This window comes from Sphingomonas sp. SORGH_AS_0789, assembly GCF_031453055.1.
Lineage (GTDB): Bacteria > Pseudomonadota > Alphaproteobacteria > Sphingomonadales > Sphingomonadaceae > Sphingomonas.
This window is the reverse complement of the sequence record NZ_JAVIYV010000001.1, coordinates 1,253,203-1,268,487: the sequence shown is the minus strand read 5'-3', so window position 1 is coordinate 1,268,487 and position 15,285 is coordinate 1,253,203. Positions and strand designations below refer to the sequence as shown.

The following is a 15,285-nucleotide window of genomic DNA, read 5'->3' as shown; positions in this document are numbered from 1 at the left end:
GATAGGACAGGAAACCTGTCGCCTGGATGAATGAAATAGTCCGCGACCGTTCAGTTTCGCGCCGCCGCTCTCCGCGGGTCGTTGAATCGGAACGCCTTGTCGTCCACCGGCACGCCGAAGCGCTGGTTGGACAGGCGAATCGTGGTCCGGTTGTTCTGGCTGTCGAGCGCGACCCAGCCCTGCATCATCAGCCCGCCCGGCGCGGCGGCGTCGCGTGCGAAGACCAGGGTGATCTTGCCATATTCGGGATGCTTGGGGTCGTTCGCCTCGACCGAGAGCAGGCGGGGATCGGCGCTGGGGACCACCTTGGCATAACGGCCGATGTCGCGGCTGGGGTCGAGCAGCACACCCAGCGGGGAGTTCTTGATCGGCCAGCGCTGCACCTGCCTGACCGAATAATCGATGAAGGTCAGCGCGCCGCCATCGGCGACGATCAGCAGGGGCACGCCCTTTTCATACTGGAAACGAATCTTGCCCGGCTTCTTCATGGTCAGCGTGCCGGTCAGCACCTTGCCCGCGCGGTCGGTCTGGGTGAAGTCGGCGGTCATCGTCTGCACCGATTGCAGGTGGCGCTGCACCGCCGCCAGGTCGCCATTGGCCTGGGCCAGCGCGGGGACGGGGGCGGCGACCATCGCCATGGCGGTCGGCGCCAGCAGGGCGGACGCCACAATCGAACGGATCATCAAAACACTCCTTTGGGCACGCCTGTCCTTGCGCGCCGTCTATTGAACGGGTCGTGAATCGCGGGTGTTACAGCGTAAAGGCAGCCTTCAGCCCCAATATGGTGACGTCGTCGGCCTGCGAATAGCCGCCCGGATGGTGGACGAACTGGACGTTGGGCCGCATCTCCAGCCATTCGGCGGGGTGGATGCTATAATAGACCTCGGCGGCATATTCCGATCCCTGCACGGCGGGCCGGGTGGGATCGAGCCGCTGGCCGTCCGCCACCCGCCCGTTCACATGCGTCCGCGCCACGCCGAAGCCCAGCACGTCGCCCGGCACGGCGGGGACCAGCCCCTTGTAGAACAGGCCCGCCGCGACCTGATTGTCGGTGACGCTGGTTGCGCGGTCGGCCTGGGTCGCGTTGAGGAAGACGCTGAGGCCGTTGTCCGCCTTTCCGTCCTTGGTCGCGCCGGTCAGTTGCTGCTGGATGTTGATATAGACGCCGTAGCGGCTGCTCCGTTCCAGCGGGGCCAGGCCGGTGATCGCGATCGGACGACGGTCGATGTCCAGGAAGACGTCTGCCGCATCCGCCGTCGCGACCCAGCCGCCCAGCTTGTACGACCCGATCCGCCCGGCGGTCGGGTTGCGGATCCAGCCGATCTCGGCGGGGACCAGCACGCCGGTCGCGCCCTTGAAATGGCCGATGAAGAAGTCGGTATCCAGGTTGCGCGGATTGATCTCATAGACCGCGCCCTGGACATACAGATCGTCGCGCGGTTCGTAGCGCAGCCGCGCGCCCCACTGGCTGACCGGCCAGTTCTGCCAAGTGTCGCCGACCAGATTGCCCGGCTGTGCGCCGCAGAAGCTGAGATTCATGAAATGGCAGGAGAAGATGGCGAAATCCTCGCCCGGATTGGTGCGGCCCAGCTTCAGCTCGAACCGTTCGCCGATCCGCTGCTCGTACCAGAACTGGGTCAGGCGCAGCGTCTGGCCGCGACCATAGACCTCCTGCACCTGTTGCAGCGTGCCGAGATTGGCGTCGTCGCTCAGGTTGCGGCCGCGCCGATAGGTGAGGGTGGCCTGGAACGCCCCGCCCTTCAGCCCCATCACCTTTTCCAGATCGAACAGCGCGCCCGCATCGAACTGCCCGGTTTCGCGGAACAGCGTCTTGCGCCCGCCGGTCAGGTTCGCGGCACTTTCGGAGGCATAGCGCGCGGTGACGGTGATGCCGCGCTCGTTCAGCCGCGTGCGGATCTTGTGCCAATCGCCGATGATCCCCGGCGGCGGAGTGCGGCGCGTATCGGCGGTGATCGCGGAGGGCGCGCTGTCGGAGGGGCGGACCGCGCGGCGGCGGGTCGGGATTCGCTGCGTATCGCCGGTGGCGGCATCGGGCGTGATGCGCGCGGCGGTGGGGACGGGGTCGGTGGTCTGCTGCGGCGACAGCGGGGCCGCGAGCAGCAACGGCGCCCATCCCCAGATCATCGCCATCCTATAGCCCCCCGTTTTCCAAGACTTATCGTTGCGTGGGCCTAACGATCCGGGGGGCAAAAGGTGCCGTAAACGTCAATCCTCCCCGTTCCGGGGAGGATCGGGTCAGCCCTGCTCCGCCGCGCGGACCTGGTCGACATAGTCGCCATACCCCTGCGCCTCCATCTCGCCGAGCGGCACGAAGCGCAGCGAGGCCGAGTTGATGCAGTAGCGCAGGCCGCCGCGATCGCGCGGACCATCGGGGAAGACATGGCCCAGATGGCTGTCGCCATGCGCCGAGCGGACCTCGGTGCGGATCATGCCGTGCGTGGTGTCGCGCAGCTCGTTGACATGGGCGGGCTCGATCGGCCGGGTGAAGCTGGGCCAGCCGCAATGCGAATTGAACTTGTCGGCGGAGGCGAACAGCGGCTCGCCCGAAACGATGTCGACATACAGGCCCGGCTCGCGGGTGTGGAGATATTCGCCGGTGCCGGGGCGCTCGGTGCCGCTCTGCTGGGTCACATAATATTGCTCGGGCGTCAGCCTGGCCAGGGCTTCCTCGGTCTTGGCGTAACGGGTGTCGGTCATGGCGTGTCCTTTCCCAAAAATTCAGGCGTCGGCAGGTTCGGCGGCCAGGATCTGGCGCAGCGCCTGCTCGAAGGATTCGGGCGGCTGTCCGCCCGAGATGAGATAGCGGTTGTCGATCACGATGGCGGGCACCGACTGGATGCCGCGCCCCTGCCACAACCGCTCCGCCTCGCGCACCTCGGCGGCATAGCGGTCGGAGGCCAGGATCGCGCGCGCCTCGTCCTCGGACAGACCGGCACGGACGGCGGCGGCGGCCAGGATCTCGTGATCCGAAATATCCTGTCCCTGCGTGAAATAGCTGTCGAACAGCGCGTGCTTCAGCGCGGCCTGTCGCCCTTCGATCCCCGCCCAGTGGAGCAGGCGGTGCGCATCGAAGCTGTTATAGATTCGCGACGTGTCGCCCATCGCCATGGTGAAGCCCACCGCCGCCGCGCGCTCGCGGATCGTCGCGCGGTTGGCCGCCGACTGTTCGGGGGTGGCGCCATATTTGCGGCCGATATGCTCGACGATATTCTCGCCCTCGGGCGCCATGGCGGGATTCAGCTCGAACGGCTGGAAGTGCAGATCGACCTCGACCGCCGCGCCCGACGAGTCCGCCAGCCGCTCCAGTGCGATCTCCAGCCCGCGCAGGCCGATGATGCACCAGGGGCAGGAGATGTCGGAGACGAAATCGATCCGGAGGGGGCGGGGCATGGGCGGTCCTGATGGCGGGCGGGAAGGGCCCTTATGTGGGGATGCCATCCGGCTTCGAAAGGGGGGCGGAACGCAAAGCCCCTGGCGGGTCTTTGCCATCGACGGGTCGCAGCCGCTACGACACCGGCCTGCTCCAAGGAGATGACTGCATGACCAAGACAGCCCTTATCACCGGCGCCACCGCCGGAATCGGCGCCAGCGCCGCGCGTGCGTTCGTCGCGAGCGGCTGGCGGGTGATCGGCACCGGGCGCCGGGCGGACCGGCTCCAGGCGCTGGCGGAGGAACTGGGCGGGGCCTTCCATCCGCTCGCCTTCGACATCACCGACGAGGCGGCGCTCGACGCCGCGCTGGGCGACCTGCCGCCTGACTTTGCCGGGATCGACCTGCTGATCAACAATGCCGGGCTGGCGCTGGGCACGAAGCCCGCCCAGGACAGCGACCTGGCCCAGTGGCGGACGATGATCGCGACCAATATCGACGGGCTGATCACCATCACCCACCGGCTGCTGCCCCGGCTGATCGAACGGCGCGGGGGGATCATCAACCTGTCCTCGGTGGCGGCGAACTATCCCTATACGGGCGGCAACGTCTATGGCGGGACCAAGGCGTTCGTGAAGCAATTCTCGCTCAACCTGCGCGCCGACCTGCACGGCAAGGGGGTGCGCGTCACCTCGATCGAGCCGGGCATGGTCGAGACCGAGTTCACCACGGTCCGCACCGGCGGCGACCAGGCGGCGTCGGACGCGCTCTATGCCGGGTCCAACCCGATGACGGGCGAGGATATCGCCGCGACATTGCTCTGGGTCGCCGAATTGCCGCCGCATCTCAACATCAACCGGCTGGAACTGATGCCGGTCAGCCAGTCCTTTGCGGGCTTCCAGGTCGCGCGCGAGAGCTGATTATAACGGCCGGTGCATGACCAGCGCCTCCACCGGCCCCAGCGCCGGGTGCCGGAACGCCCCCGGCACCCGGCCGACCGTGGCAAAGCCCAGCGCGGTCCACAGATGCACGGCGGCGGCGTTGCTGGCGACCACGAAGTTGAACTGCATCGCGGTGAAGCCGCGCGCGCGGGCTTCGTCAAAGGAATGGAGCGCCATCGCCCGCGCGACGCCTTTGCCGCGCGCGGCCGGGGCGGTCATATAGCCCGCATTGGCGACATGATCCCCGCCGCCCGCCTGATTGGCGCGCAGATAATAGGTGCCGAGGATCGCACCATCCTCCTCCGCGACGAAGACCGTCTTGTCCTCGCCGAACCAGTAAGCGAGCGCGGCCTCCTCGGACATGGCGGGGTCGAGCGCATAGGTCTCGCCCGCGCGGATCACCGGCAGGATGATCGCGGCGATGGCGGAGGCGTCGGTGCGGGTGGCGGGGCGAATCGGCATGGGGCGGATCTAAGGCCGAATGACGATCAGGTCGCGCGATATGGCGGCCATGGTCCCCGAGCGAGGGAAGAAGCCGCTTTCGACCGCTGAACGTCGCGGCAGATTGGCGCTTTCATACAAGGCGCGACATGCAGATGATGTGAGATTTTATGGGACCGTCGCTGACGACGAAGGCGATCTCTTCCGAGAGATCGCTGGAGCGGGCGAAGGGATTCGAACCCTCGACCCCAACCTTGGCAAGGTTGTGCTCTACCCCTGAGCTACGCCCGCTCTGGCGTTCCGAACCGGCTGACCGGCTGGGGTGAGGCGGGCTATTAGATGTGGGTTTCGAATCCGGCAAGCACTTTTTTCAATTTTTTTACGGCTGGCGACTCCGCCAACAGAACATTACAAGAACATATATGGAGGAGTCCTTTGCCCTGATCGATCGTCTGCGCCGCGCGGCCGCGCTGGTGGAGCAGGCGCGTGACGGCGAAGAGGGGAAAGGAAAAGGCGTGCCACCCCGGCTGGCGCGGGCGCAACTCCATGAGGTTCATGCGCTTTCCCAGGAATCGGCGGCCAGCGGCGCAGGGTTCGCGATCGGATGCGTGCTGGCCGGCGCGGCGCGGCCGACCCTGTGGCTGCGCACCGAGGCGGCGGAGCGGCAGGGCGGGCGACTCCATGGGCCGGGGCTGATCGCGATGGGGCTCGACCCCGCCGAACTGGTCGTGGTGGTGGTCGCCGACGATGCCGCGCTGCTCCGCGCCGCCGCCGATGGCGCACGCTGTCCGGGGCTGGGCAGTGTCATCGCCGAGGGCTGGGGGGCGATGCGCGGGCTCGACCTCACCGCTTCGCGCCGGTTGATGCTGGCCGCCGAAGCCTCGGGCGTGATGATGATCCTGTTGCGGGTGGGCGGGCAGGTCGTGCCCAGCGCGGCCGCGACCCGCTGGTCGGTCGCGCCCGCCCCGTCGCGCGCGCTCGCCGCCGATGCGCCGGGGGCGCCCGCCTATGATCTGGAATTGCTGCGCCGACGGGGAGGGCCCGCGGGCGCCCGGTGGCGTGTGGAGTGGAACCGTGACACGCAGAGCTTCGATCCCGCGCCGCTATCTGGCCCTCGTCTTCCCCTGGTTGCCGATCGAGCGGTTGCGGGCACGCCGCCCGCACCTGTTCGTGGCGCGGGGTGACGCGCCGATCGCCTTTGCCGAATCGGTGGGCGGGGCGATGCGCCTGGCCGCGCTCGACCCGGCGGCGGTGGCGGCGGGGCTGTCGGTCGGGCTGACGCTGGCCGATGCGCGCGCGCGGGTGCCCGAGGTCGAGGTGTATCCCTATGATCCGGCGGCGGACGCCGACTGGCTGGAACGGCTGGCCGAGGGCGCGCGGCGGTACAGCCCGGCGGTGGCGCTCGACCCGCCACAGGGGCTGGTGCTCGATTCGGGCGGAGCGGACCACCTGTTCGGCGGCGAGCGCGGGCTGGCCGAGGATATCGAGACGCGGATGGCCAGGCGCGGCATCACCGTGCGGCTGGCTTATGGCGACACGCCCGAGGCGGCGCGTGCGCTGGCGCGGCATGCGGGGGCGCCCGCCCCGGACGAGATGGGCGCGATCCGCCGCCTGCCCGTCGCCGCGCTGGAACTGGACGAGGATGGCTGTGCGGCGCTGGTCGCGGCGGGGCTGAAGTCGGTCGGCGATGTGCTGGCGCGGCCGATGGCGACGATCGCCGCGCGATTCGGGCGCGAGGCGGCCACCGCGCTCCGACGGCTGACCGGTGAGGAAGACAGCCCGCTGACCCCGCGCGTCGTCGCGACCCCGATCGCGGTGGAGCGCCGCTTTGCCGAGCCGGTGGCGCGGACCGAGCATATGCTGGCGGTGCTGGAGGAACTGGCGGGAGAGGCGGCGCGCGCGCTGGAAGAGCGGCATGAGGGCGGCCGCCGCTGGGACGCGCGGCTGTTCCGTGCCGATGGCGAGGTGCAGGCCTTACGCGTCGAGACCGGGCAGCCGACGCGCGACCCGGCGGTGCTGCTGCGGCTGTTCCGCGAGCGGATCGAGGCGCTGGCCGATCCGCTCGACCCCGGTTTCGGCTATGACCTGATCCGGCTGGATGTGGGGCTGGCCGAGAAGCTGGACGCGGTGCAGCTGCGGCTGGAGGGGGGCGAGGCCAGGACCGAGGCGGTCGCCGCGCTGATCGACCGGCTGGGCACAAGGCTTGGGCGCGAGCGGGTGCGGCGAATCCATCCGCGCGACAGCCATATGCCCGAACAGGCCGAATTGCTGCTCCCCGCGACCGACCCGACACCCAGGGCCGAATGGACCCGGCCCGAGCCGGGCGAGCCGCCGTCGCGCCCCATCCACCTGTTCGATCCGCCCCAGCCGATCGAGTCGCTCGCCGCCGAAACGCCCGACGGCCCGCCCGCGCGCTTTCGCTGGCGGCGCAAGCTGCACGATGTGGCGCGCGCGGAAGGGCCCGAGCGGATCGCGGGCGAATGGTGGCGCCGCGCCGACATGGCGCCGCCGACCCGCGACTATTACCGGGTGGAGGATGTGCGCGGGCGGCGCTTCTGGATCTTCCGCCACGGCCTCTACAGCGAGACCGAGCGGCCGCGCTGGTATGTGCACGGGCTGTTCGCGTGAGGAGCCCCATTCCAATTCCTCCCCTGCAAGGGGAGGTGGCAGCGCATAGCGCTGACGGAGGGGTGTCCCCGGTGGTGAGCTTCCCCCGCCTCGTTGGCGGCGACACCCCTCCACCATGCTGCGCATGGTCCCCCTCCCCTTGCAGGGGAGGAAAAGGATAAATGCCCGACTTCGCCGAACTGGTCGCGGCGACGCATTATTCCTTTCTCGACGGGGCGAGTCCGGCCGAGGATATGGTGGCCCGAGCCTATGAGTTGGGCCTCAACGGCATCGGCATCGTCGATCGCAACACCGTCGCTGGAGTCGTGCGCGCCCTCAAAGCTTGGCGAAAGGCCTGCGCGTCAGCGGCGGAGATCGGCGCACCCCCGCCGCCGACCCTGGTCGTCGGCGCGCGGCTGGTCTTTGCGGACGGCACGCCCGACATCGTCGCCTATCCGGTCGACCGTACCGGCTGGGGGCGGCTGACCCGGTTGCTCACCCTGGGCAACAAGCGCGCGAGGAAAGGCGGCTGCATCCTGGGGCTGGGCGATCTGGTCCGCCATGCCCAGGATCTGCTGCTGATCGCGCTGCCGGAATCCTCCGCGCGCGCCTGCGAGCCGATGCCGGATGCGATGCTGCCGCCCCGGCGTGCCGATCCAGGGCTGGCGGCGACGCTCGACCGGCTTGTCGCGGCGGCGCCGGGGCGGGTGTGGCTGGGCGTGACCATGCCGAGAGGGGGCGCGGACCGGCGGCGGCTGATGGCACAGGCGGCGCTGGCCGAGGCGCGGGGCGTGCCCCTGCTCGCGACCGCCGATGCGCTGTTCGCCGAACCCGCCGACCGTCCGGTACAGGATATACTGACCTGTATCCGCGAGGGGCTGACTATCCGTGGCGCTGGGCGACGGCTCGCGGCCAATGCCGAGCGACACCTGAAGCCCGCCGCCGAAATGGCACGGCTCTTCGCCGATCGTCCGGGGGCGGTGGACGAGAGTATCGCGATCCTCGACCGGATCACATTCCGGCTGGAGCACATCTCCTACCAATATCCCGATGAGCCGGTGCCAAAGGGATGGGAGGCGCAGGACTGGCTGGACCATCTGGTCTGGACCGAGGCGGCGGATCGATTCCCGGAGGGTATCCCGGCCAAGTTGCAGGCTTCCTTGACCGAGGAACTCAGGTTGATCCGCGACTGCCAATACGCCCATTATTTCCTGACCGTCCATGACGTGGTGCGCCATGCGCGCAGCCTGACGCCGCCCATCCTTTGTCAGGGGCGGGGGTCGGCGGCGAATTCGGCGGTCTGCTGGATCCTGGGGGTGACCTCGGTCGATCCGACCAAGCACGACCTGCTCTTTTCCCGCTTCGTGTCGACCGAGCGCAAGGAGCCGCCCGATATCGACATCGATTTCGAACATGAGCGGCGCGAGGAGGTGATCGAGTATATCTACAACCGCTATGGCCGTCACCGCGCCGCCATCGCCGCGACCGTCATCCATTACCGCCCGCGCAGCACGGTGCGCGAGGTCGGCCGCGCGCTGGGCCTGACCGAGGATGTGACGCAAAGGCTGACCAGCACCGTCTGGGGCAGCTTTTCCAGACAGTTCGAGGAAAAGCGGTTCCATGAAACCGGCTTTTCCCCCGACAATCCGGAGATCGCCCGGCTGCGCACCCTGGTCGACCGGCTGCTGGGCGCGCCGCGCCATTTGTCGCAGCATGTCGGCGGCTTCGTGCTGACGCAAGGAAGGCTCGACGAAACGGTGCCGATCCATAACGGCGCGATGGAGGGGCGGACCTTCATCGAATGGGACAAGGACGATATCGACGAGCTGAAGATCATGAAGGTCGACATATTGGCGCTGGGCATGCTGACCTGCATCCGCAAGGCGTTCGACCTGATGGAGGCCAATGGGATGCCTCGCCCCGACCTCACCGATCTGGCGCAGGAGGAGGATGATCGCGTCTACGCGATGCTGCAAAAGGGGGACAGCATCGGCGTGTTCCAGGTGGAGAGCCGCGCCCAGATCAACATGCTGCCCCGGTTGAAGCCGAAGGAATTCTACGACCTGGTGGTACAGGTCGCGATCGTCCGGCCGGGGCCGATCGAGGGGGACATGGTCCATCCCTATCTGCGCCGCCGCGCGGGCAAGGAGCCGGTCAGCTATCCGTCCCCGACCAAAGGCCCGGCGGACGAATTGCGGACGCTGCTCGGCAAGACCTATGGCGTGCCGCTGTTCCAGGAACAGGCGATGAAGCTGGCCATCACGGCGGCGGGATTCACGCCGGACGAGGCCAATGGCCTGCGCCGCGCCATGGCCACGTTCCGCAATGTCGGGACCATCAAGGGCTTCCGCGAAAAGATGATCGGCGGCATGGTCCGGCGCGGATACGAACCCGACTTTGCCGAGCGGTGTTTCAAGCAGATCGAGGGATTCGGCTCCTATGGCTTTCCCGAGAGCCATGCGCTGTCCTTCGCGCGGCTGGTCTATGTCTCGGCCTGGCTGAAATGCCATCAGCCCGCGATCTTCACCTGCGCGCTGCTCAACGCCCAGCCCATGGGATTCTATGCCCCCGCGCAGCTGGTCCGCGACGCGCGCGAGAATGGCGGGGTCGAGGTGCGGCCGGTCGATGTGAATCACAGCGGCTGGGACAATCGGCTGGAGCGGCGCGCGGACGGTCGTTTCGCGCTGCGGCTGGGGTTCCGGCAGGTCGACGGGTTTCGCGAAGCCTGGGGCGACGCCATCGCCGACCATGCCCCTTACGAATCCATCGAATCGGTCGCGATCCGCGCACAGCTTCCCCGCCGTGCGCTCGACCTGCTGGCACAGGGGGACGCCTATCGCTCGCTGGGGCAGGGGCGGCGCGAGGGGCAGTGGGAGGCGCGGCGGATGAAGGCGGCGCAACTGCCGCTGTTCGCCGCGATGCAGGCCCCCGAAATGGCCGCCGAACCGGAGGTGACGCTGCCCCCCATGACGCTGTCCGAACAGGTCAGCGCCGATTACCGCGCGACCCGGCTGTCACTGAAGGGGCATCCGATGGCGTTCCTGCGCGCCGAACTGGCGGCGGAGGGGGTGCTGTCCGCCGCCGACCTCCGCAATCTGCGCGACGGGCGGCGGGCGAAGGTGGCGGGGGTGGTGCTGGTCCGCCAGCGGCCCGGCAAGGGCCATGCGATCTTCGTCACGATCGAGGACGAGACGGGAATCGTCAACGCGCTGCTCTGGGCGCGTGATTTCGAGGCGAATCGGCGCGCGGTGATGGCCTCGCGGTTGATGCTGCTTCACGGCGTGGTCCAGCGCAGCGAGGAGGGCGTCGTCCATCTGATGACCGCCGGTGTCGAAGATCGCAGCGCGATGCTCGCCCGGCTGGAGGATGTGCCCGCTGCGCCGACCCGCTCGCCCGATCCGCGCGGGCCGGTCGCGCCGCGCGGGGTGCATCCGCGCGACGTCCGCCTGCTCCCCCGCTCACGCGATTTTCATTGAAGGCGGCAATTTCTGCGACGGCGACCCGCCGAAGGACTTGTGCCCACCCCCCGCCATGCCATATTTTACCTCATCATGGCCCTGAACAACGATCTCCTCACCCCGCCTTCGGGGATGACCGGCAATGGGCCGGGGCGCGGGCCCGGCCAGGGCCCCGATCATGGCGACGATGACGGTTCCGGCCTGGGCGTCGCGACCCGCACCCGCGCGCGGACCAAGCAGCCGACGCCCTACCGGGTGCTGATGCTCAACGACGACTATACCCCGATGGAATTCGTCGTGCTGTGCCTTCAGCGGTTTTTCCGGATGAGCATGGACGATGCGACCCGCGTGATGCTGCACGTGCACCAGCGCGGGGTCGGGGTGTGCGGTGTCTTCTCCTACGAAGTCGCCGAGACGAAGGTGGCGCAGGTCATCGACTTCGCGCGCGCCAACCAGCATCCGCTTCAGTGCACGCTCGAAAAGGCGTGACCATTCGCGGGTGAGGGGGATGCCCCCCGCTCGCTATCCCGACGACAGACCGTCCGCCGCCTGCCGACCGGACATCCAGGCGCTCTCCACGCGCGGCGCGATCAGCCAGTCGCCGCACGCCGCCAGCGCGATATCGGGCCGGACATGCGCGCCCGTCCCGCCCTTGGCCGAACGGGCATAGCGCCAGCGATGCGCCGCGGCATGGACCGGCGGCGGCAATGATCCCGTCTGCTCCTCGAAAGCGCGCAACAGCGACGCGGTAACCGAGGCGGCATCACGCTCCAGATGGCGTCGCGACCAGTCCTCGGTCGCGTGGATCGTCCAGGCCTCGCCGCCGCCATGCCCCGGCTTGGCGGGGTTGCGCGCCGCCCAGTCGATCGGCTCGCGAAGGGCGGGCACGTCCGCCACCGACAGCCGCGTGTCGAACCCCAGCATCACCGTCCAGCAGGGCGCCGAAGGGCAGGCGGCCGCGCGCTGCGCCAGTCCGGGGTCGTGCGCGGCGATCAGCGGGCCGACCTGTTCGGCCGGGATCGCCAGCACCAGCGCGTCGAACGGTCCTTCGCAGCCTTCGTCATGGACCAGCGTCCAGCCCGCCGCGTCGCGCGCGACCGATCGGATATGGGTCGACCAGCGGACCGGATGCGCCCCGGCCATATGCGCCGGGATCGTCGCCATGGCGGGCGTGCCGACCCAGGCATCCGCCCCGGCGGCGGGCCAGCGCGCCACGATTCCCGCTTTTTCCCAGTCGGCGACCTGGGCCGTGAAAAGCGGATCGCGCGCGGTCAGATATTGCGCGCCGTAATCGAAGGCGAAGTCGAGCCCTGGGGCGAAAACCGTCTTGCTCGACAGGCGGCCGCCGGGGCGGCGTCCCTTGTCGAACAGCCGGACGTCGCATCCCGCCTCTGCGGCCCGCGCGGCGCAGGACAGCCCGGCCATGCCCGCCCCGATGATCGCCATCGATCGCATCGTCGCCATTCTCCATCGCAGCCTGCCCGCTCGCACGGACTCCATGCGGTTACGCATCGCGACCGCAAATGATCCGCATCAGCGGCGCAAGCAACAGACTTGATCCATGATGATTTTTTTAAACGCCACCGCCCGCACGAAAGGATCGACCGCTCCATCGCGACGTTGTTGCGCGCGAAGATCGGCGGGCTCGTCCGCCGGTCGGGGACGACATGCCGCCGGCGCCATCGCATGGCGGGGATGGGGACTGACCTTCATCTTGCCAGCATGTCGCTGTGTTTCAGTGATTTTCTTTCCCGCTCCGACACGCATGAGGCCAAGGCATGGAAGACTATAAGACGGTTCTCGAAGGCAAGTGCCCCTTTGGCGGGGACCGGATCGGCGGTGCCTTCACCACCCCGCCGATGCTGGCGGACTGGTATCCCAATCGCCTGCGCGTCGAGCAGCTTCACCGCCATGGCCCGCGTGCCAATCCGCTGGGCGAGGCGTTCGACTATCGCGCCGCCTTTGCCCGGATCGATTTCGAGGCGCTGAAGGCCGAGATCAAGCAGTTCCTGACCAGCTCGGTCGCCTGGTGGCCGTCCGATTATGGCAATTACGGACCGCAGATGATCCGCATGTCCTGGCACTCGGCGGGCAGCTATCGCATCGCCGACGGACGCGGCGGCGCGGGTGAGGCGATGCAGCGTTTCGCGCCGATCAACAGCTGGTGGGACAATGGCAATGTCGACAAGTCGCGTCGCCTGCTCTGGCCGATCAAGCAGAAATATGGCGCGGCGCTGTCCTGGGCCGATCTGATCGTCCTGACCGGCAATTGCGCGCTCGAGATCATGGGGCTGCCCACCTATGGCTTCGGCGGCGGGCGCGAGGATGCGTGGGAGGCCGACGATGCGGCCTATTGGGGGCCGGAGGTCTTCGACATGACCCAGGTCGATTCGTTCGACGAGATGGTCAATCGCGACAAGCGGTGGCGCGGGCAGAATGGCGACGCCGATTACGACCTGGAACAGCCGCTGGCCGCCTCGCACCAGTCGCTCATCTATGTGAACCCCGAAGGCCCCTATGCGAACGGCGATCCGATGGCTTCGGCGCGCGACATCCGCATCACCTTCACCCGGATGGCGATGAACGACGAGGAGACGGTGGCGCTGATCGCGGGCGGCCATGCCTTTGGCAAGAGCCATGGCATGGTGAAGGCCGACCGGATCGGCGCGCCGCCCGAAATCGCCCCGATCGAGGAGATGGGGCTGGGCTGGCACAATCCCGAAGGCACCGGCAATGCCGAGTTCACGATGACCAACGGCATCGAGGGCAGCTGGACCCAGAACCCGACCCAGTGGGACAACAGCTATCTGGAAAATCTGCTGGGCCTGGAATGGGAACAGACGCGCAGTCCGGCGGGCGCGCTGCAATGGACGCCGGTCGACGGTGACGCGCCGCGCACCCCCGATGCGCACATCGAGGGCAAGACCCATAAGCTGATGATGATGACCAGCGACATCGCGCTGAAGGTCGACCCCGTCTATCGCCCGATCTGCGAGCGGTTCCTGGCCGATTTCGACTATTTCACCGAGCAATTCTCCAAGGCCTGGTACAAGCTGACCCACCGCGACATGGGCCCGCGCGAACGCTATGTCGGGCCCGAGGTGACGATCGAGCCCGACCTGCTGTGGCAGGACCCGATTCCGGTCCGCGACCATCCGCTGATCGACGGGGCCGAGATCGCGCAGCTCAAGCAGCAGATCCTGGATTCGGGCCTGTCGGTGTCGGACCTGGTCTTCACCGCCTTTTCCGCGGCCGTCACCTATCGCGACAGCGACAAGCGGGGCGGCGCCAATGGCGCGCGAATCGCGCTGGCCCCGCAAAAGGACTGGGCGGTCAATCGCCGCACCGTGCCCGTGATCGCCAAACTCCGGGAGTTGATGGCGGCGTTCAACGAGGCGGCGATGGACGGCAAGCGCGTGTCGCTGGCCGACCTGATCGTGCTGGGCGGTTGCGCGGCGGTCGAAAAGGCGGCGGCCGATGCCGGCTTCGCCGAGGCGGTGCCGTTCGGCGCGGGACGGCGCGACACCACCGACGAACTGACCGACGCGGACAGCTTCGAATGGCTCAAGCCCGTGGTCGACGGCTTCCGCAACTATGTCGACGATCAGTTCGCGACGATCACCCGGGGCCGTGTGTCGCCCGAGCAACTGTTCCTCGACAAGGCGGCGCTGCTGACGCTCAGCGCCCCCGAATGGGTCGTGCTGGCGGGTGGCCTGCGGGTGCTGGGGGCCAATTGGGACGGGTCGCAGGACGGGCTGTTCACCGACCGGGTGGGCGTGCTGACCAATGACTTTTTCCGCGTCCTGACCAGCATGGACTATGTCTGGACCCGGCGCGACGATGCCGGGCTGCGCTTCACGCTCGACGACCGCGACAGTGGCGAGACGCGATTCACCGCGACGCGCAACGACCTGATCTTCGGCGCCAATTCGCAGCTGCGCAACATCGCCGAGGTCTATGCCGCCGAGGACGGCCAGCGCCGTTTCGTCCGCGACTTCATCGCGGTGTGGAACAAGGTGATGACCGCCGATCTTTTCTGATGGCAGGCGGCGGCTCCGGACAGGTCGGGGCCGCCGCCGTCCACCGAGGCGAGGATCGCATGAGCCTGACCGTCTGGTACGACGCCGCCTGTCCGCTGTGCCGTCGCGAGATCGCGATGATGCGGCGGCTCGACCGGCGCGGGCGGATCGCGTTCGTCGCGATCGACGAAGATTCGTCCTGTCCGATCGACCGCGAGGCATTGCTCGCCCGTTTTCATGCGCGCGAGGATGGGCGGATGCTGTCGGGCGCGGCGGCCTTTGCCGCGATGTGGCGGGCCATCCCGTTGCTGCGCCCGCTGGGGCTCGCCGCGCGCAATCGGGTCGCGCTGGGGGTGCTGGAGGCGGCCTATCTGCGCTTCCTGAAGGTCCGCCCGCGTCTGCAACGGCTGGCGGGCGGGCGCGGCTGAT

13 protein-coding genes and 1 tRNA gene are annotated in these 15,285 nt (G+C 68.3%); 7 read left to right on the top strand and 7 right to left on the bottom strand.

Annotation, left to right across the window (positions count from 1 at the left end; genetic code table 11):
- Positions 1 to 50 precede the first annotated feature (50 nt).
- The 4 genes from QE360_RS05840 to QE360_RS05825 all read right to left on the bottom strand — a co-directional run bounded on the left by QE360_RS05840 (position 51) and on the right by QE360_RS05825 (position 3,411).
- Positions 51 to 683 (bottom strand): outer membrane lipoprotein carrier protein LolA, encoded by a 633-nt coding sequence (locus QE360_RS05840; RefSeq protein ID WP_309699993.1) that lies wholly within the window; start codon positions 681 to 683, stop codon positions 51 to 53.
- A gap of 67 nt (positions 684 to 750) precedes the next feature.
- Positions 751 to 2,145, bottom strand: coding sequence for a carbohydrate porin (locus tag QE360_RS05835; RefSeq protein WP_309699991.1), 1,395 nt, complete (start codon positions 2,143 to 2,145; stop codon positions 751 to 753).
- Between the two features lie 111 nt (positions 2,146 to 2,256).
- Complete coding sequence (gene msrB / locus QE360_RS05830; protein WP_309699989.1) at positions 2,257 to 2,718, bottom strand: peptide-methionine (R)-S-oxide reductase MsrB; 462 nt, start codon at positions 2,716 to 2,718, stop codon at positions 2,257 to 2,259.
- Between the two features lie 21 nt (positions 2,719 to 2,739).
- Entirely contained in the window at positions 2,740 to 3,411 is a 672-nt protein-coding gene (locus QE360_RS05825) for a DsbA family oxidoreductase (protein ID WP_309699987.1), read from the bottom strand.
- Positions 3,412 to 3,560: 149 nt separating this feature from the next.
- Between QE360_RS05825 and QE360_RS05820 the strand changes: the two genes are divergently transcribed.
- On the top strand, positions 3,561 to 4,310 hold the full coding sequence (locus QE360_RS05820) for an SDR family NAD(P)-dependent oxidoreductase (RefSeq protein WP_309699985.1): 750 nt from the start codon (positions 3,561 to 3,563) through the stop codon (positions 4,308 to 4,310).
- On the opposite strand, the gene QE360_RS05815 is transcribed toward QE360_RS05820, so the two are convergent.
- Entirely contained in the window at positions 4,311 to 4,793 is a 483-nt protein-coding gene (locus QE360_RS05815; protein WP_309699982.1) for a GNAT family N-acetyltransferase, read from the bottom strand. It lies immediately after the preceding gene.
- A gap of 195 nt (positions 4,794 to 4,988) precedes the next feature.
- Positions 4,989 to 5,063: transfer RNA gene (locus tag QE360_RS05810), tRNA-Gly, on the bottom strand.
- A gap of 131 nt (positions 5,064 to 5,194) precedes the next feature.
- Here QE360_RS05810 and QE360_RS05805 point away from each other — a divergent pair.
- The 4 genes from QE360_RS05805 to clpS all read left to right on the top strand — a co-directional run bounded on the left by QE360_RS05805 (position 5,195) and on the right by clpS (position 11,326).
- Entirely contained in the window at positions 5,195 to 5,956 is a 762-nt protein-coding gene (locus tag QE360_RS05805) for a hypothetical protein (protein ID WP_309699981.1), read from the top strand.
- On the top strand, positions 5,847 to 7,400 hold the full coding sequence (locus QE360_RS05800; RefSeq protein ID WP_309699979.1) for a DNA polymerase Y family protein: 1,554 nt from the start codon (positions 5,847 to 5,849) through the stop codon (positions 7,398 to 7,400). Before QE360_RS05805 ends, QE360_RS05800 begins: the two co-directional genes overlap by 110 nt.
- A gap of 161 nt (positions 7,401 to 7,561) precedes the next feature.
- Positions 7,562 to 10,855 (top strand): error-prone DNA polymerase, encoded by a 3,294-nt coding sequence (locus QE360_RS05795; RefSeq protein ID WP_309699977.1) that lies wholly within the window; start codon positions 7,562 to 7,564, stop codon positions 10,853 to 10,855.
- Positions 10,856 to 10,969: 114 nt separating this feature from the next.
- Entirely contained in the window at positions 10,970 to 11,326 is a 357-nt protein-coding gene (gene clpS, locus QE360_RS05790; protein WP_307104689.1) for an ATP-dependent Clp protease adapter ClpS, read from the top strand.
- 33 nt (positions 11,327 to 11,359) lie between these two features.
- Here clpS and QE360_RS05785 read toward each other — a convergent pair whose 3' ends face one another.
- Positions 11,360 to 12,301, bottom strand: coding sequence for an FAD-dependent oxidoreductase (locus QE360_RS05785; protein ID WP_309699975.1), 942 nt, complete (start codon positions 12,299 to 12,301; stop codon positions 11,360 to 11,362).
- A gap of 314 nt (positions 12,302 to 12,615) precedes the next feature.
- On the opposite strand from QE360_RS05785, the gene katG reads away from it, so the two are divergent.
- Together katG and QE360_RS05775 are read left to right on the top strand one after the other, a co-directional pair.
- Positions 12,616 to 14,877: a catalase/peroxidase HPI gene (katG, locus tag QE360_RS05780; protein WP_309699973.1), complete on the top strand. Its 2,262-nt coding sequence runs from the start codon at positions 12,616 to 12,618 to the stop codon at positions 14,875 to 14,877.
- Positions 14,878 to 14,936: 59 nt separating this feature from the next.
- The gene (locus QE360_RS05775; RefSeq protein ID WP_309699971.1) at positions 14,937 to 15,284 is read left to right on the top strand and encodes a DUF393 domain-containing protein; all 348 of its coding nucleotides are present in this window, start codon (positions 14,937 to 14,939) and stop codon (positions 15,282 to 15,284) included.
- Position 15,285: the final 1 nt, after the last annotated feature.

Excerpts from the sequence above, each read along its gene's own strand:
- QE360_RS05840 (WP_309699993.1), bottom strand. The coding sequence starts at position 683 with ATGATCCGTTCGATTGTGGCGTCCGCCCTGCTGGCGCCGACCGCCATG.
- QE360_RS05835 (WP_309699991.1), bottom strand. The coding sequence starts at position 2,145 with ATGATCTGGGGATGGGCGCCGTTGCTGCTCGCGGCCCCGCTGTCGCCG.
- msrB (WP_309699989.1), bottom strand. The coding sequence starts at position 2,718 with ATGACCGACACCCGTTACGCCAAGACCGAGGAAGCCCTGGCCAGGCTG.
- QE360_RS05825 (WP_309699987.1), bottom strand. The coding sequence starts at position 3,411 with ATGCCCCGCCCCCTCCGGATCGATTTCGTCTCCGACATCTCCTGCCCC.
- QE360_RS05820 (WP_309699985.1), top strand. The coding sequence starts at position 3,561 with ATGACCAAGACAGCCCTTATCACCGGCGCCACCGCCGGAATCGGCGCC.
- QE360_RS05815 (WP_309699982.1), bottom strand. The coding sequence starts at position 4,793 with ATGCCGATTCGCCCCGCCACCCGCACCGACGCCTCCGCCATCGCCGCG.
- QE360_RS05805 (WP_309699981.1), top strand. The coding sequence starts at position 5,195 with ATGGAGGAGTCCTTTGCCCTGATCGATCGTCTGCGCCGCGCGGCCGCG.
- QE360_RS05795 (WP_309699977.1), top strand. The coding sequence starts at position 7,562 with ATGCCCGACTTCGCCGAACTGGTCGCGGCGACGCATTATTCCTTTCTC.
- clpS (WP_307104689.1), top strand. The coding sequence starts at position 10,970 with ATGACCGGCAATGGGCCGGGGCGCGGGCCCGGCCAGGGCCCCGATCAT.
- QE360_RS05785 (WP_309699975.1), bottom strand. The coding sequence starts at position 12,301 with ATGGCGACGATGCGATCGATGGCGATCATCGGGGCGGGCATGGCCGGG.
- katG (WP_309699973.1), top strand. The coding sequence starts at position 12,616 with ATGGAAGACTATAAGACGGTTCTCGAAGGCAAGTGCCCCTTTGGCGGG.
- QE360_RS05775 (WP_309699971.1), top strand. The coding sequence starts at position 14,937 with ATGAGCCTGACCGTCTGGTACGACGCCGCCTGTCCGCTGTGCCGTCGC.